Genomic DNA, 25,641 nt, shown 5'->3' on the forward strand with positions numbered 1-25,641 from the left:
GGTGTAAATTTAGTCAATTATTTTTCTAAAAGTAGCACGGGCGCTACTCGGACGGTGCTCGAATTTGTTGGGTGAAAATATACAAGTTGGGATCTATTTCGAATACCCTGCCCGGTAGCAGCAAGTCGGTGGACTGCCAGGCAGCCGTTGGATGCAGCACATGGGTCAGGTTATTTTGGCTGACTGTGACCGGCATGGAAAAGCCATCCACCACTTCCTGCCACCGGTAATACAGTCGGTCGTCTTTCCAATAGTGCTGAAAAAGCGGTACCTGAGCGGTCCGAAGGTATTGGTCGAAAAATGTCTGCAGCGGCAGACCGGTTTCGCGTGCCAAAAACCCTTCTATATCCTGTGTGGACACGGTTTGGTGGTAAAAGGTCGCATTCATTTTTCGGAGAATGGCCCGCCATTTTTCATCCTGATCTATCCACTGCCGGAGGGTATGCAATATATTGGCCCCCTTGAAGTACATGTCACCGGATCCCCGTTGGTTTACCCCGTAATCACCAATGATCGGGATGTCGTTTTTGATCACGCTACGGGCTCCCTGTAGGTAGGCGTTCCCGGCGTTCACGCCGTAGTGATAATCAAGGAAAAGGCTTTCTGAATACGTGGTAAAACTTTCGTGAATCCACATGTCGGCGATGTCCCGGTAAGTGATGTTGTTGGCAAACCACTCGTGCCCCGCTTCGTGAATGATGATGTAATCGAAGGTGAGGCCCCAGCCGGTTTCGCTAAAGTCCTTGCCCTTGTAGCCCTGCTGGTATCCGTTTCCGTAGGTAACGGCCGATTGGTGCTCCATGCCCAGGTAGGGGACTTCGATTAGTTTAAAACCATCCTCGTAAAACGGATACGGCCCAAACCAATGCTCGAATGCCCGCATCATTCGGGGAGCATCCTTAAACTGAACAAGAGCCTTTTCCAGGTTTTCCCTCAATACGTAATAATCCAGTGTGAGCGGGCCTTTTTCCCCAAGGTATTCTTCGGAAAAATGGGCGTAATCGGCTATGCTAATATTAACGCCGTAATTGGCGATGGGGCTACTTACGAACCAGTGATAGGTGGTTTTTTCCGGACTCGGTTTTTCGGTCTTTCGGAGCCTTCCGTTGGACACGTTCATCAATGGATCCGGAACGGTCACACTGATCAGCATGCTATCCGGCTCGTCATACATGTGATCCTTGCAGGGCCACCAGAGACTGGCTCCATCGCCCTGATTGGAGTTGGCGATAAAGGGCCGCCCTTTCTGGTCTTTTTCCCAGGTGAGGCCGCCACTCCAGGGGGGATTCGGACTTATTCGTGGGGTTCCGCCGTAGACTACCTGGAGTTGATGGATTTCACCGACCTTCTGAGGCAATTCCAATTCCACAAAATACGCGTTGCCCTCCCGCCGGTAAGGCATTTCTCGGCCTTCCTGATAAAAGCCTTTGATTTCCATGGGTTCCTGCAGGTCTATTTGAAGCGTTTGGGAGGATTTCAGAACCTTATAGTGAACGGTATTTTTGCCCTGAATGGATTTTCGCCTCGGGTCAACCTCCACATCCAGGTGGTAATACAGCAAGTCCCACCATTCCCTTTCCTCTGTGATGCTTCCCCGCAAACTGTCCTGCCGGGAATACGGCACAGAAGTCTGCTGGGCCTGGGTTGGGAAGAGGGTAAGGGTATACAAAGTGGTGCACAAAAGCGCGAGGGAGCCAATTTTTTGGAAAGCGAGTTGCTGCATGCGTAGAAGGATTATTTATTCGTAGCGGTCTGCCAGGTCCAGTTTTTCCAAATCGATCATGAATTCCGCTACCTTTTGGGTGACATCGGTAAAAAAACGCTCGCCCTTCTCTTTGGAAGAGGCTTTCGGATTGCCAATACCGGTGTCTTCAGTCACCATGGACCATTTTCGTTCTGCCCAGGCCCATCCTTCCCGGAGGGCATTGATCCGGGATTTTTTTTCGGCTCCGTCGCCCGCTTCTTCCAAAGGGCCCACCAAATGAGGTTGTAGGTGAAGGATGAGACTGGTTTCCATTTCATCCGCATGATCGCCCATGTGCTCAAAATAGGCCGTTTTATCCATGGCCTGAAACCAATTGCAGGTACTGAAAAACATATCGGGAAAGGCAAGACCGATTTCTCGCAAAATGGATTTGAAATCGTTGCCTCCATGGCTGTTAAGAATCAGCAACTTGGGAATACCCTGCCGCTGCAATACCGTTGCCAGATCCCGAATGATCGCCATCTGGGTGGAGGGGTTGAGGTTCATGTCCAGGTAGATGTCCGACTGCCCCGTATTGACTCCAAACGGGACGGTGGGTAGGATCATGATTTTGGCACCAGCTTTCCAGGCAATTTCTCCGGCAGCTGCTGCGATGGCATCTGCTTCGTAACAATCCGTGCCGTAGGGCAGGTGGTAATTATGGGCTTCGGTTGCTGCCCAGGGAAGTACCGCCAGTTCGATACGCTCGTCCTTTAATGCCTTCCAGTTGGTCTCTGCCAAAATATAGGGTCTCATAGTTACTCGTTAGTTGTGTAGCCAAACATGCTTCCGATGTGTAAATAAACCATATTTTTTTTTAAATCCCATCGGAAACGATGAAGACTTCCCCGTATAGAAAGCCGGAAATTCGACATCCACTGGAAAAAACGCTACCGCAGCAGGGAGTAGGAAGGACCGCCGACCCAGACGGCAGCCGAGCTGCCTCCCTGTACCAGCCGCATAGCGATAAAAATTATACTTGCAGGGGTATGACCGTTGGGAACAGAAAGAGGACATCTACTTGCTCATGCCCGATATCCCCGATTTGTGAGCTGCCTTCATGGGCCTATTCCTTCTCCTGACTTGCGTACTTATTGGCGATGGCAGCCAGTTCTTCCTCGATGGTTTTTCCATCCAACCAGGTTCCACGTACCATCACGCCTGCCGGATGGCGTAGGTATTTCAGGTCTTCCAGGGGATTTTTTTCCACCAGGATCAGGTCAGCAGATTTTCCTGTTTTTATTTCCCCGAAGTTTCCGTTAAAAAAGGCCGCCGGATGGAGTGTGCCAATTTGCAGGGCTTCGAGCGGACTCAATCCGGCATCCAGCATGCCCTGTAACTCGTGGTGAATGGAGAAGCCGGGAACGTTGAAAACCTGCGGTGCATCCGAACCCAGCAGTAAGCCCTGTCCCTGCTCGTGAAGGGCCTTGATCAATTGGTGTCGAATTTTATTATATCGCTGCCATTGCTCCGGATCGTACGCTTCCCCGGTAGTAAGGTTGTTTTTGCTGGCGATCCAGGCTTGGATGGTCTCCGGATGCATGTAGCGCATCTCCGGCTCGCTTGCCAGTTTGCTCGCAGGTATCGGAGAAAACCAGCGGTCAAACAGCGCCTGTGTTGGTACTACCCAGACCCCGTTCGCTTTACTCAAAGCGGCCAGTTCGGAGATTTTTGAGGTATCTGCCACACCGGTAAAGTTGTAACCGAAAAACCCATTTTCGATCGGGTTGACCCCAACTGATTCCGGTACCAGGCCTTCCAGAAAGCCATCTACATGATCCACGGTCTGGTACCCGCTTTCCAGTGCATGCCGAATTCCGACCAGGTTGGACACGTGACCGGCAAAGGGGATGCCTGCCTCGCGGGCGGCTTGAACCAAGGTGTCAAAAACATGCAGGCGGATTCCGGGATGCAATTTCAGAAAATCGTAGCCCGCATTGGCGTATGCGGTTACTTTTTCACGTGCCTCTTCGGGGGTTCGGACGGTGGTGCCATTCAAGGAGGGACTGGAGGTGACTATCCGGGGAGATAGAATCAGGCCTTGATCTGCCTTTTCACGAAGGGGTAAATGAACCGGATTTCCCAGCATACCACGGATGGTGGTAATGCCGTTGGAGAGGTAGAGAAATAGTGTTTCTTTGACCAGGGAATCGTCCCAGGCTGCTGCCGGAATATGTGCGTGCATTTCCGTAAGGCCGGGTAACAGGTACTTCCCTTCGCAAGGAATGACGGTACCTGCCCCCCAATCTACCGGGTGTCCGGCAGGTAGGATCCGGTCGATTATCCGGTCTCCAACTACGACGTGGCATTTATTGATTTTGCCGGTGGCTACGTCGATTAGCCAAACGTTTTCCAGTACGGTATAATCGGCATTTAGCGGGTAGGTTTGCGTGTTTGATCCGCAGGTGAATAGCAGTAGACTGAGTGAAACGAGAGACAATAGGTAGTTCATGGCCTATGAGGTTAATTGGGTTTACATAGCGGGTGCCTGCCGGGATTAGACCAGTAGCAGGATTTTTCCCACGTGAGTGGAACTTTCCATCAGCTGATGCGCCTTGTAGGCATCCTTTAATGGAAAGGCGGTGTGTACCACCGGCCGGATAAGATCCGGAAACAATGGCCAAACCTGAGCCATGAGTTGGGTAGCAATTTTCCCCTTGTAGGCGACCGATTGGGGACGCAGGGTCGAGCCAGTAACTACGAGTTCCTTTTTCATTATCCGGATCAGGTCCACCTCCCCCAGGGTACCACTCATCGCATTGATTAAGATTAGTCGTCCCTTCCGGGCGAGCAACCGAATGTTCTTTAATGTATAGGCGCCACCTACCATGTCGAGGATCAGGTCGATTTCCGCTCCCTGCAGGTGGTTTTTTAGCCTTTCCTCGAAATCATCCTCTTGGTAATTGATGGCCAGACTGGCCCCTAACTCTTCGCAGATCCGACATTTTTCGTCTGTGCCTGCGGTCGTGTAGACTTCTCCCCCAAGTGCTCGGACCATTTGGATGGCGGCCACACCTATTCCGCTGCTGCCTCCATGCACCAGAACCTTCTCTCCGGAGCGAAATTTACCTATCGAGAAGATAGTGTTCCAAACCGTAAAAAACGTCTCCGGAAGTGCTGCCGCTTCCTCCAGACTGACGCCTTCCGGAATCGTGAGGCATTGATCTGCAGGAACCACCGCGTACTCAGCATACCCTCCTCCTGCGAGTAGTGCGCAAACCGGATCTCCGATCTCCCAGGTTTTTACCGTTTTCCCCAACTGCTCCACCCAACCCGAAACCTCCAGTCCGGGAATATCTGCCGGAACACCTTCCGGAGCCGGGTATTTTCCTTTGCGCTGCGCCAGGTCGGGACGGTTGACACCCGCTGCCCGAACCCGAATAAGTACCTCATTGTCTCCCGGAACCGGCACCGGACGATCGGATAGCTCCATCACCTCCGGTGGACCAGCCTGTTTGATCACAACAGCCTTCATCATTATTTGATTACCAGCAGCGGGATATGGGTATGGTAGGCCATTTCTACGCTATGACTGGATTTAAAAAGTGAATAAAAGAAGCTTTTTTCTTTGGAAAACATGACGAGCAAGCTATCGGATTTATCCTGAAGGTATCGACTCAACCCCTCGTTTGCATCTTTTCCGCTGAGTTTTTGAAACGAAAAGTCGCAATCGGGAAAATGCTCGTCCAGGTAGGTTTCAACCCCCTTAAAGCTGATTTCCTTGGTGAAGTCCGCGTCGGAAGACACGTGGACCACCTCATAGGGTAGGTTCCAGGTTTCGGTCAGTTCGACCAGTTTCCGAAACATGGACTCGTTCTCATTTTCCAGTTCCAGGGCTACCTTGATCGATTTTACCGCATCAAAACCGGCCCCAAAGGGAACTGCGATGACCGGGACCTCGCTTTCTTTGACAACTGTGGCGGTGTTGGACCCAATCAGGTTCTTTTTGATCCCACTGGCTCCCTGCGTCCCCATGATGATCAAGTCGTAATCCCCGTTGGCCACGGTGGCAAATATGGCCGTGGACACGGTTCCCTGGATGATTTTATAATCCACCTTCACCGAGCCATCGGTTTCGCTGATGGCTTTTTTCAACGCCGCTTTCGCGTCCGTTTCGATGGCTTGAATGATCTCTGCTGCCTGTGCAGCAAAGTCATACACGGCATAATACGAATACATTAACGTGATACTGGCATCCTGCTGCCGGGCATAGGACCGGGCAAAAGCGAATGCATTGGCGGCATTTTCCGACAAATCGGTAGGGACCAAGATTTTCATAGTATGTGGTTTTTACAGTCATTAAGGTACGGATTTTTAATCGATTCGCCACAATGATTTAAATCATATATCTTTGCAATTGACAAGAAATCCATCGCAAGCGTATGTTTGAATTTGATAAGAATAAACACTATCCGAAGGAAACGGAAAGCCGGGTGGTAGTCCGGTTTCAGGATTGCGACCCGCTCCAACACCTGAATAATGCCAAGTATTTCGATTATTTTTTCAATGCCCGGGAGGACCAGGTTCCCAAGCTGTATGGGGTGGAAATGATCGATTTTATTCGCAAATACAAGGCCGCCTGGGTGGTGTATAACCACACTATCTCCTATATCCGGCCTGCCCGGGTGGGAGAATGGGTACGTATCATGAGTCGGGTGATCTGGCACGACCACCAAACAGTACTTATCGAGTATTACATGACCGATGACAACAAGGAAGAGTTGAAAACCCTGCTCTGGACGACCATGCGGTACGTAGACATGGCCCAAGGAAAGTCTACCGAACATACAGGTGCGGTAAAGGAATTTCTGCTGGCTGTTTCCGAAAAAATAGACATCGAGAATACGAGCATCAAGGGCCGAATCAAAGAAATCAAGGCCAAATTATAAAACAAACTACCTTCGATGCATCCCGGTGGCAGATTGAATAGGGTTTGGTCCTTCCTGGCCGCAAACCCGGTGGTGAAAAGACTACCGGTTTTTAAACAACTACAGTCGCGTAAAACCGTGTCTACCTGCGGCTTTGAGACTTTTTTCGGACCAAAGGTACCGTGCTGGTACTTCTCCCAAAAAGCTTGTTCGGGTGGGGTACAGCAGGGCAGGAATTTGATACATATCCGTACATTTTAGTACCCCCAGGAGTTCCAATGCCGTATCCATACCGTGTGCGGGGCTGGGTAGGTCATGGGTCTCAGGAGGGTTGGAGAGGATTAGTTTTTCGCAGGATCCATCCAGCAATGCTGCATACATCGCCACCAGTCCCATTCCGTCCCGAGCCGCGATGCTAATTTTCTGCGGATCCACTCCGGGTAGGTTGCGCGCAAATTCGATAGCCCGTAGGGCATCGTACACTTGCATGGAAGGAAGTGTTCTACCTGTCCAGGCTGCCGCTCTCCGAATATGCCAGTTTAACTCAGGTGCCCAACCAACCTCTCCGGTGCCCCGCACTTCCAGGTAGGCAACGTTTTGGCCCCGGGCAATTTTCTGAGCAAAACTTTCCGAATCCCAACGCAATTCTCCCGGGTTCCGCAAAACGATCACAAGCGGATGCGCTTCCTCCGGATTTTGGCGGTAAAATACATTCAGTTTCAACCGCCAACCTGCCTCGCTCGTAAAGGCAAATGTCTTGTTTCCATGCGGTGCCAGATCGTCCGTGCGGTAGATTTCTTTCCCTTCAAAACGTGCCGCTTCTTTGGGAAAGGCGGCAAAGGTATGGGTTCGCAGGTAGTCGGTGACTTTTTTATGCAGTTGCAGCAGGTCTGCCTCGTTTTGAATGACAGGGGGCGGGGGCATGTTGAGAAAATGATCCTGAATGACCGGGGTGAGGTCGTCTGCCGGGGCTCCCTCGCTGTACACCTGCGGCTGTTCGGCCGAAAGCAAGGCTTCCGTATCCGTTTCAATGTCGGTGATCTGTTCGGGCGAAATATGTTTGCCCATCAGGTGTTCGAGAAAAAAAGAAAAAATGGCCGTACGCGATTTTTTGTGGTAGGAATGTCCCCCGGGGGTTTCTACCAGGCTGACCTGGCCTGTTGCACCCAGGTTCTGGTAGAAGGTAGCTAATTTTTGGTGAAAGGCACGGGTCGATTCTATGCCATACAACTCGTCCCGATCGGACTGAGCGATCAATAATGGCCGGGGGGCGATCAGCGCCCCAATGTCCGTGAAGTCCCATTGGAACGGGTTGTGCGGCATCATGCAATCGCAGTGCCCGTCGATTCGTCGCTCGCCAATTTGAGAATCGAGGGTTCCCGCTCCACAAACGGGGGCAGCCGCCTTGATTCGGGAATCGGCGGCGGCCAGGTACCAGGTTTGGGATCCGCCTCCCGAAATACCAGTGACGCCCACATTTTCCATATCGATTTCCTCCCGTATGGCGAGGTAGTCCAGGGCCCGTATGGCATTCCACAGCTCCACGGCGGCCGGGTTGTAACCCCTGGAGTACCAATGAAACCAACCTCTGTTATAGGGCCCCCAATGGTGGCCGGCGACTTCGCCAAATTGGACGGTGTCAAAGATTAGGGAAGCAAACCCCAGTTGAGCAAGCTTTCTGGGATGGGCCTGGTAGTGGACTTTTTGTCCCGGGGCATGTCCAGCGAGGTACAACACCAGTGGGGAGGGTGCGTTGCTGCCTTCGGGAACGTACAGGTTGGCGGGTACGTACAATCCGGGCATGGATTCAAAGAAGAATTTCTCGATGCGAAAGCCGTCTTCTTGTACCGTGCCTGTATGCCGAACAGTGGGTGGGTCGCGCGGTTCTTCCAGTGAAAACCCCATCATTTCCATAAACTGCCGGTGGCGTTCCGGTCGCTCACGTTCCCAAGTGGACGCGGAAAGATCGGCAAGTGGAAAATCGGCACTCAGGGCAGCAGATGATTGGTACAGGTAGGAAAGGATGGAATTCGGTACCGGCTCTTGCTGCGCTGTGGATACAAAAGGCGATAGCAGAAGAATAAGGACTAAAAACGGTACGTACCAGGAAAATGAGCGCGACGTGTACATCATGAAGTTAGCTGGGTTTATGATTCAGGTATGCCTGAACCGGGTTTTTTGGCTGCAAGCAATTTTCCAAGCTAGTCAAAATTTTGGAAAAATGCGCAACGACTCGGCCTTGCTTCCGCTAAATATGCCTCATCGCTATCCGTACTTTTTGAGAAAAAAATCGGCCGGGGATGCCTCAAGCAAACGAATCGTCCTAAATTTGTTGTAGTAGAATCCGAACAAAAGAACAAACCATGGGGCTAGATTTTATTGGAGATATACACGGCCATGCCGCCGAACTGGAACAATTGCTGTTCAAACTCGGGTACCGCAAAAAAGGATCCGTCTATGCGCACCCCAGCAGAAAAGTGCTGTTTGTGGGGGACTATATTGATCGCGGCCCCCAAATCAGGGAAACCCTTGAACTGGTCAAGGGAATGTGCGAAAGCGGCCATGCCACCGCGTTGATGGGAAATCATGAGTACAATGCGCTCTGTTTTCATTTTCAGGAAAGGGGAGGGGGCCACCTTCGAAAACACCAAATAAAGAATATCATCCAGCATTACGACACGCTCAAGCAGTTTCAAAACAAGCAATCTGAGTACGAAAAATACCTGGAATGGTTTAAAACGCTGCCGCTTTATGTGGAAACAGAAGGCTTTAGAGCTGTCCATGCGTGCTGGGATCAGGAACAAATCGATTTTTTGCAAGCAACGCTGCAAGAACAGAAGTTGACGGATGCGCTGATTTACGATTCGGTCAACGTTGGAACAGCCCTTAATCTGGCCGTCGAGCAGACCTTAAAAGGAAAAGAGTTGGCGCTACCGGAGGGCGAAACCTACCCGGATAAGGACGGTACGCTGCGGTCGTCCATACGGATTAAATGGTGGGAAAACCCTTCCCAAATGACCTACCGGTCTATCAGTGTGGAGCCCAACGAAAAACTTCCGGATCTTCCGCTAGACGCGGCAGATTTTCCATCCCAGGGGTATTACGGAGTGACCGAAAAAAAGGTGTTTTTTGGGCATTATTGGTTAAAAGGAACTCCCTCCTTTCAAAAAACCAATGTCTGTTGCCTGGATTACAGCGTCGCAAACCAAGGAAAGTTGGTAGCTTACCGATACTTCGGCGAGGGGGAGTTGGATGCGCAAAATCTTTGGTACGTGTAGAAGAGGCAGAGCAACAAACCGGAGAGGTGTAACATGGCCTTTTATTTTTCGAAAAATATGGTTAGTTTTCCTTTATGAATAGTTTTACCAAACAACAAATCCAAGATTATAACCGAGACGGGTACCTGCTTGTGCCGGAGTTTTGTTCCCGGAAGGAAACGGATACGCTGTACCGAGTCGCCATTGAGGACGAAGCCATGCGAACGAATGCGATGGACCTGAACGACCAATCGGGGAAAAAGACGCGTTTGTCGCTATGGTTCAAGCCGGGTAACGATGTTTTCGGCTACCTGACGCGGAGCCGAAAAATGGTGCAGTCCGTGGCTGCGCTTTTGGACGGGGACTCCCCGGTTTGCCATTTTCATTCCAAACTCATGCAAAAGGAACCCAAAGTCGGAGGGGCCTGGGAATGGCATCAGGACTACGGCTATTGGTACAAAAATCAGTTCATGTTTCCGGACCAATTACTTAGTGTGATGGTAGCCCTGACGCCTGCCACCAAAGAAAATGGTTGTTTGCAGGTAATTAAGGGCTCCCACAAATTGGGTAGAGTCAATCATGGCTTTGCCGGCGAACAGGTAGGGGCAGATCAGGTGATGGTCGATAATGCACTAAAAACCATGGAATTGGTATACTGCGAGTTGCAGCCCGGCGATGCCTTGTTTTTTCACAGCAACCTGCTTCACCGCTCGGCCGCCAACCTATCCGATAAACCCAGGTGGAGCATTATTTCCTGCTTTAATTCCCAATCCAACCTGGCCTACAATGAGACGTCTACTGCCTGGAAAGAACCCATCGAGCAAGTGCCGGACGAAGCAATTCTGGAATGGGAAGCGGCTTCTCTTTCGGAGGCAGTTTTTCTAAAAAAAGAAAACGACCCGGCCCTCAAAAATACGGGTTGGGAAGCAGACGTGCAGGTGCGTAAAGATGGCTGAGTTTTATTTGGTCTGTTCCTGACCTCAGGCCTCGATCTTTCCCAGGAGTTTTTATTCCTGACGCATTTTTGGTCGCCTGATTGGGAAGACAGCAGGGTGAATGATTTTCCCGGCCAGGGTTTGCTGGTTTTTAGGTCAGACACTTACTCGAAGCCAAATAAAATGGATGATTTCCGATGCGAGAACGCACCGGACACGTAAAGCAAAAACCGTAGAAGTTGTTTTTACCCACTAGTTTTTTCCGGTATCGGTTGATACTGGAAATACTAGTAACTAACGATATCAGAAGACATGTCGATCAAATTTTACGCTCCCTTGTGGGGCAATACGCGCTCGTTTAAGGAATTTTGTAAGAATGTAACCGAAGCCGGGTACGAGGGCGTGGAAATGGAACTTCCGCTGGACGTGACGGCGAAGCGCGAGGTGCTGAATACCTTGAAGGACTACGATCTGGAATTGGTCGCCCAGTACTACCAGTCTTTTGAACCGGACCCGGTAGCCAATTTCGATGCTTACCGTCGCTACCTGGAGCACTTACTGGAGGCCGCCCCGGTAGCGGTTAACTGCCAAACGGGTAAAGATTTTTTCACATTTCAGGAAAACGAGCCCCATTTTTCGCTGGCTCGAGAACTGTCGGAAGCCTCTGGAATTCCCATCACCCACGAAACCCATCGCGGAAAATGCCTGTATTCGGCCCCGGTGGCAGCCATGTATTTTCAGAAAATTCCGGAGCTGCGCATTTGTTTGGATATTTCGCATTGGTGCAACGTGCACGAGTCTTTACTGGAAGACCAAAAGGAAGCCGTGGATCTGGCCCTTTCCCGAACCGATCACATTCACAGCCGGGTAGGGTTTGCGGAAGGGCCCCAGGTAAACGATCCCCGGGCTCCGGAATGGAGCGATGCCTTGCAGGCACACCTGGGTTGGTGGGATCGGGTGGTGCAGCGGCACCGCAAGGCCGGTACCAGCCTGCGTATTACCACCGAGTTTGGACCGTTTCCATACATGCCTTCCCTGGCTTACACCCAAATGCCGGTTGCCAACCAATGGGAAATCAATGTGTATATGCTGCATTTGCTAAAAGATAGGTACCTGGGAAGCTCTTCTCTTTGATCGGGAAAGCAGGCAGTAGGCTGGCAAGAGGAAAAGCGAGGGATTTTGTCAGAAAAATCGAGTTTATTTCGGCAACTTCAACCACATTTTCTGGGCAGTGGTCCCCAAATCCAAATTCAAGGTGCCACCGGCTGGACCTTAGCCTCCCAAAATTTTTGTATTTGAAACTTTTGGCAGTAATTTGGGAGGCTGTTCTCAAAACTTTAGTAAAGGTTGTTTTATAAACGCATGAAGTACGCAAATTCCACCGTTCCATTCTTGAAATTTACACGTAGCATCCAATCCGTTCTGCTGTTTTTAGTAGTTATTCTGGTTTTTTCCTGCCAGAAGAAGGTACCTGAGAAAAAGATCACAGCGGTTGATTTTGAAACCGAAGCATTCGCTCCTTTTGTCGAACCGAATTTTCCCTTTATTACCACATCCATGGACGGCCGGGAACTGGGAGAAGGGTTTCCTGCGGACAATATTTCCGCCCGGGTATTGGCCCTGCAATTGGGCAATGAAGCCTATGCCTGCTTTGATACGGACATGCTACGCTGGACGGTGGCCTGGACGGGCGCGTTTATGCCCATGGTTACCATGGCTCAGATATCCTACGATGATTTTTACAATAAGGGAAACCAGATTCCCAAAATCGCCGGCGATCCCAAGGTAGCCACCGGTAGCTATCCAGGTTGGTCTTCCGGTAAGCCGCTGTTCTCGGATCCCCGAACACCCTCTCCTCACCCGCAGAGCCCAGCCTGGGGAGCGATTCCCGCGGAAATCGGCCGGTACGAAGGGATATATACCCTTGGTGAACAGGCAGTAATTGCCTATTCGGTGGGAGAAACCCGTATTCACGAATTGCCCGGTAGTTTGAAGCAGGAGGAAATGACGGCCTTTACAAGGCATTTTGAGGTTGCACCCACAGAAGATTCCCTTTTCCTGGTAGTGGCCGAAGTAGCCGGTGCCGACCGGGTGGAACAGGGGGAAAATACCCTGTTGATTCATCGGAAGGGAGAAATTACCGGTCTTGGCCTTCCACCGGGTCATTCCGGTGTACGCCTGGCCGTATTCGATGACCGGTATTTAGTAGCCAAAATAGCCCCCCATGCGGAAGCGATCGAGTTTGGATTGCTGGTATGGAAAGGGGCACCGGAACAACTACCTGCCTTTGAGGCGGCAACGGCCGAATTTAAGGGAAAGATGCCCGCTTATGATCAGGGAGGGCCTGCTTATTGGACCGAAGCCGTGCTTACACAGGGCCATGTCTCCCCCGACACGGCTGCTTTTGTGACAGATCGCCTTACCCTTCCCGTTCCTAATCCCTGGAAGCGGAACGTGCGTTTGGTGGACATTGGATTTTTTGATGCAACTAAAGCAGCCCTCGTTACTTTCGAAGGAGACGTGTGGATCATGGATGGCATTGAGGCCAATTTGGAGCGGCTGTCCTGGTCTCGTTTTGCTTCGGGCCTGTACGAACCCCAGAGTTTGGAGATCGTAGACGGCGCGATTTATGTATACGGGAAAGACGGAATCACCCGACTACACGACTTGAATGGGGATGGCGTAGCCGACTGGTACGAGAATTTTTCCAATGCCATGGCGCAGTCCATCGAAACCAGGGAATGGGCATCCAGCATGGTGGCCGATCCGGACGGAGGTTTTTACGTGGCTAAATTTGGCGCCCTGGACATGGGACCCGAGACTTCATCTCCCAAATCCCTGATGGGATTTCGTTCGGCTTCGCACCACGATGGATCCGTTTTGAAAGTTTCTGCGGATGGCCGGTCCGTGACCCCCTTTGCAACGGGATTTCGGGGACCCTACCTGGGCATTCACCCGGAAGAAGGCTGGTTGACCGGTTCGGACCAGCAGGGGCATTACATGCCTTCCACTCCGATCATGTTGATCCGCAAAGGCGATTATTACGGGGTGCCCGCCACCGCGCACCGGGATCCCATTCCAGAGACCGCGCCCCCCATCGCCTGGATACCGCACAGTCAGGATCGCTCGGGGGTAGGCCAGGTCTGGGTAACAAGCAGCGAAATGGGTCCCCTCAACGGCCAACTCTTACATCTTTCCTACGGCAGGCCGGGGTTGTTTCAGGTAAAAATCGACAGCGGATCGACCGTAGTTCAAGGAGGTGTGAATGTCATCCCGGGCAGTTACCCCGCGCCGACCATGAAGGGAAAAGTCAATCCGGGAGATGGGTTGGTCTACTATACCGGATTTTCCCTTTGGGGGCACAATTCGGAGACCCTAAGTGCCCTACACCGACTGCGTTATACCGGAAAGGATAATTTTATGCCCCGTGACTACAAGGTGCGGGAAGGCGGTATCGTTTTGCGGTTTGACCAGGAATTGGATCCAGCCGCCGCGCAGGACATCGCTGCCTACCAGGTAAAGCGCTGGAATTACCAGCGAACGCAAAAATACGGATCCGGGCATTACAAGCTGGACGGGACAGTGGGGGAGGAGAACCTACCCGTATTGGAGGCGGTTCTTTCCGACGATCGGAAAGCGGTTTTCCTGATCGTGCCCCAGATTACTGAGGTGATGCAGATGGAAGTGGGCTATGCGCTGAAAACGAAAGCGGGCGTTTCCTGGTCGGATAAGGTATGGATGACCGTAAACGAGGTGGTCCGGCCAAACTTACTGGCGGAGGGGTTCAGTGATGTAAGCGAAGCGGATTTGAATCAGGAATACGACGCTTCCTTGCTGGCGGATGCGGCAGGCGAGGAAGCCGATGCTGTCCGTGGGAAGGAACTTTTTATGAATTACGGATGTATCGCCTGTCATGCGGTGGAAGGCAGCGGGGAGGGTAAAATCGGTCCCAACGTAAACGGGCTCTACGGCTCGGAAAGGACTTTTACCGATGGTACGACTGCATCCGCAGATGAGGACTACCTCCGGGAGTCCATCGTGGATCCGGGAGCGAAAGTGGTACAAGGAAGGGAAGGAGAAATGCCTTCGTTTTTGGGTGTTTTGTCTGAAAATGACATCACTTCCATTATTTTGTATTTTAAAACCTTAAATTAATAACGTATCTTACCGAAAAATCCGGTACGATGAAACCTATCTTTTGTGTATTGCTTGTAATCGCCCTGATTTCCTCTTGCCAGTCTGGAAACAAGGAGGGTGCTGCTACTTCTGAATCAAATGGGATACAGGTTAACCTTCGAAAACAGGTGGCCATCAACAGTGAAAACGTGGCCTGGGAAACCAGGGCCTACCAGGAGGAATGGGACCCCACCAAAACAGCCTTTATCGTAACCGATATGTGGAACGAGCATTGGTGCGAGAGTGCAACACAACGGGTAGGGGAGTTGGCACCTGCCATGAACGCCACCATTGCTGCCGCCCGGGAAAGAGGGGTCACCATCATTCACGCGCCCAGCGGGACAATGGAGTTTTATGCCGATGCCCCGCAGCGAGCTGCGGCAAAAGCCGTTGCCTACCATGCAGCTCCCGAAGCGTTCCCGATCAACGATTGGTGTTACCTCGACCCGGACACCGAATCCCCCCTGCCCATTGATGATAGCGATGGTGGCTGTGACAAGCCTTGCTCCAATGGCGAGCCCTGTGAGGAGCGAACCGCCTGGACCCGGCAAACGCCGGAAATAGACATTGCGGAAGGCGATTTTATTTCCGATCAGGGGCAGGAGATTTTCAACATCATTCAGTCCAGGGATATCAAAAACATCGTTGTGATGGGCGTGCATCTGAACATGTGCGTGTTGGGACGGCCATTTGCCATTCGGCAGATGGCAAATCTGGATAAAAACGTGGTATTGATGCGGGACATGACCGATACCATGTACAACCCGGAAATGCCCCCCTATGTAGGTCATTTTGAGGGAACGGAATTGGTCGTAGCCCATGTGGAGCGGTATTGGGCACCTTCCATGCTTAGTACAGACTTTACAGGTCAGCAGGCCTTCGCCTTTCAGGGAGCTCCGGCAACTGAGTGATGGTCTCTGCCTGCATTACCTCGCGTAGGATAAGCTATTTTCCGCCATCATTTCGCTCGAAATCCATTATAGTTTTGTTAAATTGGTTTCAGTTTTTAATGCAATTGGTGACCAACTGATAACCCCCATGTAAATCTCAGGAAAGATTCATTGATGAGCTTTGTGGCTCAATAAAAAATGAATCAACCATGGGAAAAAAACTACAAGTATTTCTTTTTCTGCTGCTGCTCACGAGTGGGATGGTGCAGGCGCAACGCACCGTCGAAGGCGTCGTGTTCGATGATACCGACCAGGCACTTATCGGTGCGGTAGTTACGGTCAAAGGTACCACGAAAGGGACCGTTACGGACATCGACGGCAAATTCAGCCTACAACTAACGGATGCAGCCGAGGCCTTGCTGGTATCTTATGTGGGCTTTGTCCCCAAAGAGGTTTTAGTGGGTAATCAACGTTTTTTCGAGATACGTCTTCAGACCGATGATCTGTTTCTGGACGAATTTATCGTCACCGGCTACAGTTCCCAAAAGAAAAAAGACGTGACCGGTGCCGTATCGAGCATCGACATGGAGGAACTATCCAATATTCCTGCCCCAGGTGTGGATGCGATGATCCAGGGAAGAGCGGCCGGCGTGAGTGTGGTCTCGGACAATGCCCCCGGAGGTGGGGTAGCGGTCCGGATCAGGGGCTTTGGGACTATTCGTAACAACGATCCGTTGTACGTCATCGATGGCGTGCCCACCACCTCGGGAATCAACATGATCAATCCCAACGATATTGCCACCTTTCAGGTATTGAAAGACGCATCCGCCGCATCCATCTATGGCTCTCGTGCCGCAAACGGTGTGGTGATTATCACGACCAAAAAAGGGAGATCGGAGCAAACACGTTTGAATTTCAACAGCTATGCAGGGATCCAAACGGCCTTTAATCTTCCCGAGATGCTGAATGCCCGACAATACGGAGAATTGCTATGGGAAGCTACACGCAATGACGGTGGTCAGCCATCCAGCGACGTGTACTGGTCCGGGTCGGAGCCTGTCATTCCTACCTGGTTGGATGCAGCGCAGAACATTCCCTCCGCAGATGTGGATTGGGTAGCGGAAATTTTCAGACCCGCGTTTATTCAGTCCCATAACCTGGATTTCTCCAAAAACACCTCCGATGCCAATCATTTCGTCTCCTTTAACTATTTTGAACAGGAAGGATTGATCAAGCATACTGGTTTTAAACGGGTATCTGCCCGTTTTAATACCGAATACAAGGTATTGGACCGCCTTACCTTTGGTGAAAACCTAACGGCCGCCTATACCTGGAATACCGATGTGACCACTAACGCCGCCCTTGGCAGCGTGGTATACGATGCGTACCGTTTTCCTTCCATTTCTCCGGTTTATGACGTAAATGGCGATTTTGCCGGTTCGGCAACCAGCGATACCCAAAACCCCTTGGGCAGGCTTTACCGAAACAAGGATAATGTCCGGAAAAATCTAAAGCTTTTTGGAAACGTATACGGTATTCTAGCGCTCACAGAGGGCCTGGAAGTGAAATCAAACCTGGGAATCAACTTTGAGAATTACAATTACAGGAGATTTAATCCCAGTTTTCAGGAGACGTATACGCAGCGGGTATTGAGTGACCTTTCTACGAACAATCGGTACCAATACGAGTGGGTTTGGTCGAATACGGTGAATTACAGCCGTACTTTCAATGATCATCAATTGGGGTTACTGGCAGGAGTGGAAGCAATCTCTTTTTACCAGGAGGGTTTTTCGGCAAGCAGATTTGGCTTTCCGTATGACGACCCCAACTTCAGGTACCTGGACGCGGGAGATGGCAGCGATCAACGCAACGCTGGCACGGCCTCCGATTGGTCGCTTTTTTCCTACCTGACAAAGCTGGATTATTCCTATTTGGATAGGTACCTTGCTTCGGTAACCCTGCGCCGGGATGGAAGTTCCAAACTTGCGAACAATCGCTGGGGTACCTTTCCCGCTGTATCAGCCGGTTGGCGTGTATCGGCTGAGGAGTTTTTTGATCTCCCCGCGGTTGATGACCTGAAATTGCGCGTGGGTTGGGGAGAAACGGGCAATCAGGACATTCCCCCGTATTCCACGTTTTCAAGCTACCGCAGCTATCCCAACTATTCCAACTATCCGCTTTCGGGTTCCCAAAACAGCGTTGTCCTGGGTTTGACAGAAACGAGAAATGGTAACCCCGACCTGAAATGGGAAACAACCACCCAAACCAACCTGGGGCTGGACGCGACCTTGTTTAACCATCGACTTGGAGTTAATGTGGACTATTTTGTCAAGACTACCCGCGACATGTTGATCGAACGGCCACTGACTCCCATGCTGGGTGGATCCAATATTTCCAGTTGGGATAATGCGGGCGAGATGCGGAACAAGGGACTCGAACTGAACCTGCAGTATTTCGGAAAAGAACGAAGGGATTTTAACTACTCGGTAGGGCTAAATCTGTCTTCCATTCGAAACGAGCTCATTTCCTTGCCCGAGGAAGTCGATTACATTGCACTTCCCAGCTCCCTGTTGCATACCGTTAACTTTGGACAGGAGGTGACCCGTTCCGCAGTTGGTCAGCCCATCGCGTCCTTTTACGGATTTGAAGCCTTGGGTTTGTTTTCAAGTCAGGAAGAGATTGCCGCTCACGCAACCCAGCCGGATGCCCAGCCGGGGGATATCAAGTTCCGGGACACAAACGGAGATGGCATCATTGACAGCAAAGACAGGACCTTCATTGGCAATCCCCATCCGGATCTGACGGTGGGATTAAACCTATCGGCTACTTTTCGGCAGTTTGACGCCGCGCTCTTTTTCTACGGAAGTTTTGGTAACGAAACCTACGACCTCACCCGGTACTACCTGGATTTCTTTAACCTCAGCGCTTACAACAAACACCTTCGTGTATCGGAAGCCTGGAATCCCGAAAATCCAGATGCCACCGTGCCGCGCTTGTCGCTGAATGACGGAAATAACAACATTCGCCCCAGCTCTTACTTCTTGTCGGACGGGTCCTTCCTTCGGTTGAGGAACATGCAGGTAGGGTATTCCTTACCAGAAGCGCTGGCGGGAAAATTAAGCCTTAGTAAGCTGCGAATTTACGTTCAGGCCCAAAACGTATTCACGATCACGAGCTACAAAGGTCTGGATCCGGAGATCGGGCTTCAAAATTACGATTCGGAGCTGCGCAACCTGGATATCGGTGTAGACCGGGGTATCTATCCTCCAAACAGAAACTTTACGTTGGGAGTGAATCTTACGTTGTAACAAAACAAATGAATTCCCCTGTAGGGCAGCCTGGTATTACCGAGCTGTCCGGAGGGGATTCGATAACCATACCTTGTGATGAAAAATATACGATTACTACCAAGCATATTTAGTCTTGCCCTACTGTTCGTCTCCTGCTCGGAATCCTTCCTGGACGAAGAGCCCATCGGAGAAATCTCTCCCGACCAAATCCTTCGGGTTGAAAACCTGGAAGGTGCGATTGTGTCGGCTTACAGCATTTTAAATGGTCAGATGGACAATGCATCCAGCGCCTTCAATTCTCCCGCCTCCAACTGGAATTTCGGAGATGTGGTGTCTGACGATGCGTACAAAGGAGGGGGCGGTACCGGCGACCAAAACCAAATCCATCAGATGGAGCTGTTCCTTACCAATCCCTCGATAAGGGATGTAGAACGTAAATGGCTTGCCCTTTACGAGGGTGTAAAAAGAGCCAATTTGGCGATCCGCCTGATTCAGCAAAGTGAGGAATTGGAAGCGGCTGTGGCCGGCAGACGGTTGGGAGAAATGCGGTTTCTACGGGGACATTTTTATTTCGAATTAAAAAAAATCTATAACCGGATACCCTATGTGGACGAAACGGCCCTTACAGCAGAAGATTATTACGTGTCAAATACCGCACTGAGCGAGGTGGAATTGTGGGGCAAGATCGAAGCAGATTTTAATGCGGCTTTTGATGCTTTGCCGGATACGGCGGAGGAGCCAGGCAGACCTGGAAAATGGGCAGCAAAAGCATACCTGGCAAAAGTATTTCTGTACCAGCAAAATTGGACCCAGGCCGAAGCAGCGGCCGACCAGGTAATCGCAAGCGGGCAATACGAGCTAATGGAAAATTTCCGGGACGTCTTCCTACCTGAGAATGACAACGGGAAAGAAATCATCTTTGCAGTGCAACATTCCATCAACGACGGCTCACCCAGCAATTACAACGGATCCATCGGAGATCGATTGATGGCTCCGGGAGGACCTTTTTATCCGCAATACGGATTCTTGCGGCCCAGCCAAAATCTGGTAAACGCTTACAAAACGGACGAGAATGGCTTACCGATGGCAGACAATAGCGACCCGGTAGATGGGCAGTCTTTTGATCCCCGAATTGACCACACCCTGGCCCGGCCGGGTATTCCTTACCTGGATTTGGGTATCAATTACGAGGCCTCCTGGGCACGGGATCTGTCTACTTACGGTCCCTATAGCCCCAAAAAGCGAATGGTATCTGCCCTTTCCCCTCATTACCTGCAAATTTGGCCGTACGTGAATAGCTTGAACTATTACATAATCCGGTACGCTGACCTATTGCTTTGGAAGGCAGAGGCAGCGATTCAAAACGGCCATCTGGAAGAAGGTAGGCGGTATATCAATCTGGTGCGGGAGCGCGGTGCTTCGGGTAGCCGGGTACGCCAACTGGACGGGGTGTCCGATGCCGCCAATTACCTGCTGAGTCCCTACACGCAGGCATTTTCAGACAAAGAGCAGGCACTACAGGCATTGCGGACGGAAAGAAGGTTGGAATTTGCGCACGAAGGACACCGCTTTTTTGATTTGGTTCGATGGGGCCTCGCAAAAACGGTTTTGGATGCGTATTTTGAGGTGGAAAAAACCCGTAGGCCCCATTTGACCGGCGCGGTATTTACCGCCGGAAAGAACGAGTACTTTCCCATTCCGCAAAACCAGATAGACCTGGGGCGGGGATTGATTACCCAAAATCCCAACTACGAATAAAAAATGCGAAACCCGACCCATCAATTAGTGTCATTCTGACAGTGTTTTTGGTCAATAAGTAACCGGATAGGTCCCCTCCCCCCGCTGTCAATCTGACAGCGGGGTAGTTGGGAAACGATCCGATTGTAATTGGCATATGATTTGTTTTTGGTCGGATAAAATGGTTAACGGTTGTTGCCGGATTTCCGGCAATTTGTAACCCATTGAATCGGTTTATTTGATGTTTTACTTAAAACGCATACGCCATGGAACAGGTAATTAGTAAAAATGGATGGAAGCCCACATCGGGCTTGTTCGACGATTTGGTAGCCGGAGATTGGATCCAAACCAATCGGCGCAGAGGAAATACGGCTTTTGTGCCGATGGTAAATATTCTGGAATCCAATGAAGCCTACCGTATTGAAATGGGACTTCCCGGTATGAACCGGGAGGAAATAAAGGTGGAGTTGGATCAGCAGGTCCTGAGTATCAGCGGAAGTGCGAAACAAAACGCTGCAAATGAGCAGGTACACTACCTGACCAAGGAGTTCAATTACCACTCCTTTAGCCGCTCCTTCCAACTCCCGGAGACCATAGATACCGAGCAAATCGATGCCCGGTTTGATAATGGTCTGTTGGCGCTTACCTTACCAAAGCGGGAGGAAGCCAGGCGGAAACCCATAAAAATCATCGATATATCCGAATAAAGTCCAATGGTTTCACCCCCAAAAACAGCTACAAATGATGCGTACGTCTTATTTGGATTACTACAAAATGATATTGGAAAAGGTAAGCTTCGACTATGGTCTGGTGAAGAAGGAACTTCACAAAGCCAATCAGGTACTGACCGGAGAAGAGCAATCCCGGTTAAGAAAATGGATGCTTCAAAACGGACTACTTTTCGAAGCAAAGGCTGCCTTGCATACAGGTAGCTGAAGCCGCAGCGTCCGGTTGAACGGTAAATTTTGTACCTAGTGAAAATTTGAGCAAAAAAAGGTTCAGCAAAGCTGGGCCTTTTTTTGCTTTTAGCACCTCCTCTGCCGGTAGGTGTTTCGCCCCGAAAATCTACGCTTGGTTTCGTACTACCCGTGCCTTGATTTGCTGCGTGAAACATAAATTCGCATGGTAAATGATTGCCACCGAGGCTCTGATCAGGTAGGCAGGCGGCCGGTTTGGGCAGGTTGCTGCCCGTTGAAATCCAGCGAAATGCAGAAAAAATACCCCGATCCGGGTATTTTTCGGAATACCTATCTGGCTAACTTTGTGCTGGGTGATAAGTACATTTTTCGAAATGGGATTTTTTCCATGGAACCTGGAGGGCATTATTTAGGTGATTTTTTTGCTCTCTAGCTTATTCGCTCCCAGCCGCTGTAGCTATTGAACCGGTCGTGTTTCAAAAAGCCAATTAGTGTTTGGTTTTTTTCCTGGGCCAGGCGTACCGCCAGGCTGCTGGGGGCACCCAGTGCTACCAGGACCTGAATACCGGCATTCACCGCTTTCTGTACCATTTCGAAGCTCACCCTACCGCTAAGCAGCACGATTTTGTTTTCCCGGGGTGCAATTCCCTGGCGCAGGGCGGCTCCAATCAATTTGTCCAGGGCATTGTGCCGTCCCACATCTTCCCGAAGCAGGAGCATCTTTCCGCTGGCATCGTACAAAACAGCGGCGTGAAGGCCTCCGGTGTAGTTGAAGCCGGTCTGTTCGGCGTTCAGTGCTAAGGGCAAGGACCGAATCGTGTCTGCCGGGATTTTCCAACGACCATCCAAGGGTAACTCCGCTGCCTTGCAGCTAACCGCTTCAATGGCTGTTTTGCCACAAACCCCGCAACTGGCATGGGTAAAAAAATTCCGTGCCAGGTTTTCGGGATCAACCGCCAGATTTCCCCGCAAGCGTGCCCGAACCACATTGCCTTCCTCCTCCGGTTTTACCCGTCGGCAATAACGCATTCCCAACAGGTCCTTTTCCGCCTGGATAATACCCTCTGCGTACAGAAAACCCATCACCAGATCAAAATCGTGTCCGGGGGTACGCATGGTGACCACCAGGTCTTTCTCCTGCCATGCTCCCCATTTTTCAAACTCCAGACGGATTTGTAGCGGCTCTTCCACGGCAACTAAATCCGACAGGGTTTCGGTGCAGGAACCCCGCTGTTTTCTGATTTCCCAGGGCATGACCAAGCCGTTTTGTCCGCTCATGGGTTCATCCGTTTGAGGTGAACTTCCACGTATTTGGACGCCGGACATTGGCTTTCGCCGGAACGGTTTCCCAGGGCAACCAACACGTTTCCCTCCGGGAAGTAAACCGCCAGGCAGCCCCTCGTGATGGCGTAAGGCACCACCTGAAATCCTTCCAGGATTCGTTTCTCCCCTTCAAAAACACTGCTGAGCTTCACCCGGTCTCCTGTTTTGCACCCGTATTCCGCCATGTCTTCGGGATGCATCATGACCACCTCCCGGCTATTGGCGATTCCCCGGTAGCGGTCGTCGTAGCCATAGACGGTAGTATTGAACTGGTCGTGGCTGCGGATGGTCATCAGCGTAAAGGGCGTCTTTGGCGCCGAATCCGCCGGCAGCGGATTGACCGTGAGCTTTGCTTTTTGATCGTCTGTATGAAAGATACCTTCCCGTGCTCCGTTTGGCAGGTAGAACCCTCCGGGAACACGTGCCCGTTGGTTGTAACGCTCAAAACCCGGTATGACTTCTTCAACCTTGTCCCGGATTCGGTCGTAATCAACCGACATGCCCTCCCAATCCGTCGGGTTGTCTTTCCCCAGAACTGCCCTGGCCAACCCACAAACGATGGCCACTTCGCTCTTGAGCTGCGTGGATGCCGGTTCCAGGTCGCCCTGCGACATGCGTACCCGGCCGGCCGTATCTTCCGTGCTGACCCATTGCGGTCCGGCGGGGCTGATGTCTTTTTCCGTGCGCCCCAGACAAGGAAGGATGAGCGCCGTTTTTCCATGAATCAGGTGGCTTCGGTTGAGCTTGGTGGAAACCTGAACGGTCAGCTCACACTGCTGCAAGCCCTGGAATACCTTGGCGGTATCCGGAGCTGCCAGCGCAAAATTCCCGCCCATTCCAAAAAATACCCGGGCCTGCCCGGAGAGCATGGCTTCTACCGCACCTACTGCACCCAGGCCATGGTGCCGGGGAGGATCGAAAGAAAAGGCCTTTCCCAACCGGTCGAGAAAAGCGTCGGGCATTTTCTCCCAAATACCCATGGTGCGGTCGCCCTGTACATTGCTATGGCCTCTTACGGGCAGCGTTCCGGCTCCTTTTTTGCCAATTGAACCCTTTACCAACAGGATGTTGACGATTTCACGGATGGTGTTTTCCGCGTTGCGGTGTTGGGTAATGCCCATGGCCCAGGCAATGATGATTTTCTTGCTGGAGGCAAGCAGGTTGGCGGCCTCCCGGATTTTTTCTACCGGTACCCCACTGGCTTCGATCAACTGGTGCAGGTCGACTTCCTGCAAATGCCGAAGCAGCGCTTCAAAGCCGCTGGTTTGCTGCCGGATGAAGGTACGATCCAATGTACGGGCCTTCCCGGCGGCATCGGCTTCCAACAGCATTTTCAGTAGGGCTTTTAGCAGTGCCAGATCCCCGTTCAGCTTTACCTGTAGGTGCAGGTCATGAATGACCGTTGGTTTGCCCACCCATTCCCAGGGTTTTTGGGGGTTTCTGAATTGGATCAATCCTGTTTCCGGAAGGGGGTTTACCATGATGATTTTGCCTCCGTTTCGTTTGAGTTTTTCCAGGGAGGTAAGCATGCGGGGAGCGTTGGTTCCGGGGTTTTGGCCAAGAACCAGCAGCAGATCGGTCTCGGGAATGTCTGCCAGGGTCACGGATGCTTTCCCAATACCCAGGGTTTCCGACAGGGCCTTACCCGAAGCCTCGTGGCACATATTGGAGCAATCGGGGAGATTGTTCGTCCCAAATTGCCGGACAAAACATTGGTAGAGAAAAGCCGCTTCGTTGCTTGTGCGGCCAGAGGTATAGAACAGGGCCTGGTCCGGATGGTTCAATCCGTTGAGTTTTTCGGCGATAAGCGAAAAAGCAGCCTCCCAGGAAATGGGGCGGTAATGGCTGGCGTTTTCTTCCAGGACCATGGGCTCGGTCAGGCGGCCCTGTTTTTCCAGCCAATGGTCGGATTTTTCGACCAACTCCCGAATGCTGTGCTGCGCAAAGAAGGGAGGTGCTATCCGTTTATAGCCCGTTTCCCAGGCCACCGCCTTGGCTCCATTCTCGCAGTATTCCGCAAGTTTCGAAACCTCCTCCGGGTCGGGGTCTGGCCAGGCACAACTGGGGCAATCAACGCCTTTGGGTTGATTAAGTTTGAAAAGGGTTTTTATCCCCCGACCGATATGGGTTTCTTCCCACAGGGAGTAGGCCACGGACTGAATGGATCGTGGACCTGCGGCGGTTTTGGGAGGGGGGCTAAGTTTGACGCTTCTTTTTGGGCTCATTTTTTCCGGGTCTAGGGTGGCGCAGGTGAGGTTAAAGAAAAGCAAACTTTACAATATTCCCATAGATGCTACAAAAAATTATTCAAAAGGGCAGGCTGTCTGGACTGCTTGTCAGGTTTGCTTGGTCAGATGCCGTATTCATGTTGGAAGGTTTCCACGTTGAAACCTACCACAAAAATAAGGGCTCTTCGGAAAGAGATCCGTTACTAGTTCATTTCAGTAAACGTTTTCTGGGAGCAAAACCTGTACCGAATTCTCTTATAAGGTGTAGTGGGGAGT

General features: G+C 51.3%; 18 protein-coding genes. 10 read left to right on the forward strand and 8 right to left on the reverse strand.

The window, feature by feature from the left end; translation table 11 throughout:
• Positions 1-43: 43 nt before the first annotated feature.
• The 5 genes from GCU44_RS04170 to GCU44_RS04190 all read right to left on the reverse strand — a co-directional run bounded on the left by GCU44_RS04170 (position 44) and on the right by GCU44_RS04190 (position 6,022).
• Positions 44-1,723 carry a M1 family metallopeptidase gene (locus GCU44_RS04170; protein WP_154854216.1) on the reverse strand — a complete coding sequence of 560 codons (1,680 nt, stop codon included), beginning with the start codon at positions 1,721-1,723 and terminating at the stop codon, positions 44-46.
• A 15-nt stretch (positions 1,724-1,738) separates the two neighbouring features.
• Positions 1,739-2,500, reverse strand: coding sequence for a creatininase family protein (locus GCU44_RS04175; RefSeq protein WP_154854218.1), 762 nt, complete (start codon positions 2,498-2,500; stop codon positions 1,739-1,741).
• A gap of 310 nt (positions 2,501-2,810) precedes the next feature.
• On the reverse strand, positions 2,811-4,196 hold the full coding sequence (locus GCU44_RS04180; protein ID WP_154854220.1) for an amidohydrolase family protein: 1,386 nt from the start codon (positions 4,194-4,196) through the stop codon (positions 2,811-2,813).
• Positions 4,197-4,241: 45 nt separating this feature from the next.
• Positions 4,242-5,222, reverse strand: a complete 981-nt coding sequence (locus GCU44_RS04185; RefSeq protein WP_317175329.1) for an NAD(P)H-quinone oxidoreductase — start codon at positions 5,220-5,222, stop codon at positions 4,242-4,244.
• Positions 5,222-6,022 (reverse strand): universal stress protein, encoded by an 801-nt coding sequence (locus tag GCU44_RS04190; protein ID WP_092168279.1) that lies wholly within the window; start codon positions 6,020-6,022, stop codon positions 5,222-5,224. The genes GCU44_RS04185 and GCU44_RS04190 overlap by 1 nt, the downstream gene beginning before the upstream one ends.
• 104 nt (positions 6,023-6,126) lie before the next feature.
• Between GCU44_RS04190 and GCU44_RS04195 the strand changes: the two genes are divergently transcribed.
• The gene (locus GCU44_RS04195; protein ID WP_154854222.1) at positions 6,127-6,633 is read left to right on the forward strand and encodes an acyl-CoA thioesterase; all 507 of its coding nucleotides are present in this window, start codon (positions 6,127-6,129) and stop codon (positions 6,631-6,633) included.
• A 99-nt stretch (positions 6,634-6,732) separates the two neighbouring features.
• Here GCU44_RS04195 and GCU44_RS04200 read toward each other — a convergent pair whose 3' ends face one another.
• Positions 6,733-8,745 carry an alpha/beta hydrolase gene (locus tag GCU44_RS04200; protein ID WP_154854224.1) on the reverse strand — a complete coding sequence of 671 codons (2,013 nt, stop codon included), beginning with the start codon at positions 8,743-8,745 and terminating at the stop codon, positions 6,733-6,735.
• Between the two features lie 230 nt (positions 8,746-8,975).
• On the opposite strand from GCU44_RS04200, the gene GCU44_RS04205 reads away from it, so the two are divergent.
• The 9 genes from GCU44_RS04205 (at position 8,976) to GCU44_RS04245 (ending at position 21,833) form a co-directional block, all read left to right on the forward strand.
• On the forward strand, positions 8,976-9,890 hold the full coding sequence (locus tag GCU44_RS04205) for a metallophosphoesterase (RefSeq protein WP_154854225.1): 915 nt from the start codon (positions 8,976-8,978) through the stop codon (positions 9,888-9,890).
• Between the two features lie 74 nt (positions 9,891-9,964).
• Positions 9,965-10,825, forward strand: coding sequence for a phytanoyl-CoA dioxygenase family protein (locus GCU44_RS04210; RefSeq protein ID WP_154854228.1), 861 nt, complete (start codon positions 9,965-9,967; stop codon positions 10,823-10,825).
• A 291-nt stretch (positions 10,826-11,116) separates the two neighbouring features.
• Complete coding sequence (locus GCU44_RS04215) at positions 11,117-11,938, forward strand: sugar phosphate isomerase/epimerase family protein (RefSeq protein WP_154854231.1); 822 nt, start codon at positions 11,117-11,119, stop codon at positions 11,936-11,938.
• A gap of 228 nt (positions 11,939-12,166) precedes the next feature.
• Positions 12,167-14,959: a DUF6797 domain-containing protein gene (locus GCU44_RS04220; protein WP_154854234.1), complete on the forward strand. Its 2,793-nt coding sequence runs from the start codon at positions 12,167-12,169 to the stop codon at positions 14,957-14,959.
• Between the two features lie 29 nt (positions 14,960-14,988).
• A complete protein-coding gene (locus GCU44_RS04225) occupies positions 14,989-15,891 on the forward strand; it encodes an isochorismatase family protein (RefSeq protein ID WP_154854236.1) in 903 nt (300 codons plus the stop codon).
• Between the two features lie 188 nt (positions 15,892-16,079).
• A complete protein-coding gene (locus GCU44_RS04230) occupies positions 16,080-19,178 on the forward strand; it encodes a SusC/RagA family TonB-linked outer membrane protein (protein ID WP_206670803.1) in 3,099 nt (1,032 codons plus the stop codon).
• A 78-nt stretch (positions 19,179-19,256) separates the two neighbouring features.
• The gene (locus GCU44_RS04235) at positions 19,257-20,918 is read left to right on the forward strand and encodes a RagB/SusD family nutrient uptake outer membrane protein (RefSeq protein WP_154854239.1); all 1,662 of its coding nucleotides are present in this window, start codon (positions 19,257-19,259) and stop codon (positions 20,916-20,918) included.
• Between the two features lie 245 nt (positions 20,919-21,163).
• Positions 21,164-21,604: an Hsp20/alpha crystallin family protein gene (locus tag GCU44_RS04240; protein WP_154854242.1), complete on the forward strand. Its 441-nt coding sequence runs from the start codon at positions 21,164-21,166 to the stop codon at positions 21,602-21,604.
• Positions 21,605-21,638: 34 nt separating this feature from the next.
• Entirely contained in the window at positions 21,639-21,833 is a 195-nt protein-coding gene (locus GCU44_RS04245) for a hypothetical protein (protein ID WP_154854245.1), read from the forward strand.
• 410 nt (positions 21,834-22,243) lie between these two features.
• Here the strand turns inward: GCU44_RS04245 and fdhD are convergent, their stop codons facing one another.
• Together fdhD and GCU44_RS04255 are read right to left on the reverse strand one after the other, a co-directional pair.
• Positions 22,244-23,092 carry a formate dehydrogenase accessory sulfurtransferase FdhD gene (gene fdhD, locus GCU44_RS04250; protein ID WP_154854248.1) on the reverse strand — a complete coding sequence of 283 codons (849 nt, stop codon included), beginning with the start codon at positions 23,090-23,092 and terminating at the stop codon, positions 22,244-22,246.
• Positions 23,089-25,362 (reverse strand): FdhF/YdeP family oxidoreductase, encoded by a 2,274-nt coding sequence (locus tag GCU44_RS04255; RefSeq protein ID WP_154854251.1) that lies wholly within the window; start codon positions 25,360-25,362, stop codon positions 23,089-23,091. Before GCU44_RS04255 ends, fdhD begins: the two co-directional genes overlap by 4 nt.
• Positions 25,363-25,641: the final 279 nt, after the last annotated feature.

The sequence above is a fragment of the Cyclobacterium xiamenense genome (assembly GCF_009467825.1).
In the GTDB taxonomy this organism is placed as follows: domain Bacteria; phylum Bacteroidota; class Bacteroidia; order Cytophagales; family Cyclobacteriaceae; genus Cyclobacterium; species Cyclobacterium xiamenense.

What these genes read in the sequence shown, in the direction of transcription:
- GCU44_RS04170 (WP_154854216.1), bottom strand. Translation starts at nt 1,723, where the DNA reads ATGCAGCAACTCGCTTTCCAAAAAATTGGCTCCCTCGCGCTTTTGTGC.
- GCU44_RS04175 (WP_154854218.1), bottom strand. Translation starts at nt 2,500, where the DNA reads ATGAGACCCTATATTTTGGCAGAGACCAACTGGAAGGCATTAAAGGAC.
- GCU44_RS04180 (WP_154854220.1), bottom strand. Translation starts at nt 4,196, where the DNA reads ATGAACTACCTATTGTCTCTCGTTTCACTCAGTCTACTGCTATTCACC.
- GCU44_RS04185 (WP_317175329.1), bottom strand. Translation starts at nt 5,222, where the DNA reads ATGATGAAGGCTGTTGTGATCAAACAGGCTGGTCCACCGGAGGTGATG.
- GCU44_RS04190 (WP_092168279.1), bottom strand. Translation starts at nt 6,022, where the DNA reads ATGAAAATCTTGGTCCCTACCGATTTGTCGGAAAATGCCGCCAATGCA.
- GCU44_RS04195 (WP_154854222.1), top strand. Translation starts at nt 6,127, where the DNA reads ATGTTTGAATTTGATAAGAATAAACACTATCCGAAGGAAACGGAAAGC.
- GCU44_RS04200 (WP_154854224.1), bottom strand. Translation starts at nt 8,745, where the DNA reads ATGATGTACACGTCGCGCTCATTTTCCTGGTACGTACCGTTTTTAGTC.
- GCU44_RS04205 (WP_154854225.1), top strand. Translation starts at nt 8,976, where the DNA reads ATGGGGCTAGATTTTATTGGAGATATACACGGCCATGCCGCCGAACTG.
- GCU44_RS04210 (WP_154854228.1), top strand. Translation starts at nt 9,965, where the DNA reads ATGAATAGTTTTACCAAACAACAAATCCAAGATTATAACCGAGACGGG.
- GCU44_RS04215 (WP_154854231.1), top strand. Translation starts at nt 11,117, where the DNA reads ATGTCGATCAAATTTTACGCTCCCTTGTGGGGCAATACGCGCTCGTTT.
- GCU44_RS04220 (WP_154854234.1), top strand. Translation starts at nt 12,167, where the DNA reads ATGAAGTACGCAAATTCCACCGTTCCATTCTTGAAATTTACACGTAGC.
- GCU44_RS04225 (WP_154854236.1), top strand. Translation starts at nt 14,989, where the DNA reads ATGAAACCTATCTTTTGTGTATTGCTTGTAATCGCCCTGATTTCCTCT.
- GCU44_RS04230 (WP_206670803.1), top strand. Translation starts at nt 16,080, where the DNA reads ATGGGAAAAAAACTACAAGTATTTCTTTTTCTGCTGCTGCTCACGAGT.
- GCU44_RS04235 (WP_154854239.1), top strand. Translation starts at nt 19,257, where the DNA reads ATGAAAAATATACGATTACTACCAAGCATATTTAGTCTTGCCCTACTG.
- GCU44_RS04240 (WP_154854242.1), top strand. Translation starts at nt 21,164, where the DNA reads ATGGAACAGGTAATTAGTAAAAATGGATGGAAGCCCACATCGGGCTTG.
- GCU44_RS04245 (WP_154854245.1), top strand. Translation starts at nt 21,639, where the DNA reads ATGATGCGTACGTCTTATTTGGATTACTACAAAATGATATTGGAAAAG.
- fdhD (WP_154854248.1), bottom strand. Translation starts at nt 23,092, where the DNA reads ATGAGCGGACAAAACGGCTTGGTCATGCCCTGGGAAATCAGAAAACAG.
- GCU44_RS04255 (WP_154854251.1), bottom strand. Translation starts at nt 25,362, where the DNA reads ATGAGCCCAAAAAGAAGCGTCAAACTTAGCCCCCCTCCCAAAACCGCC.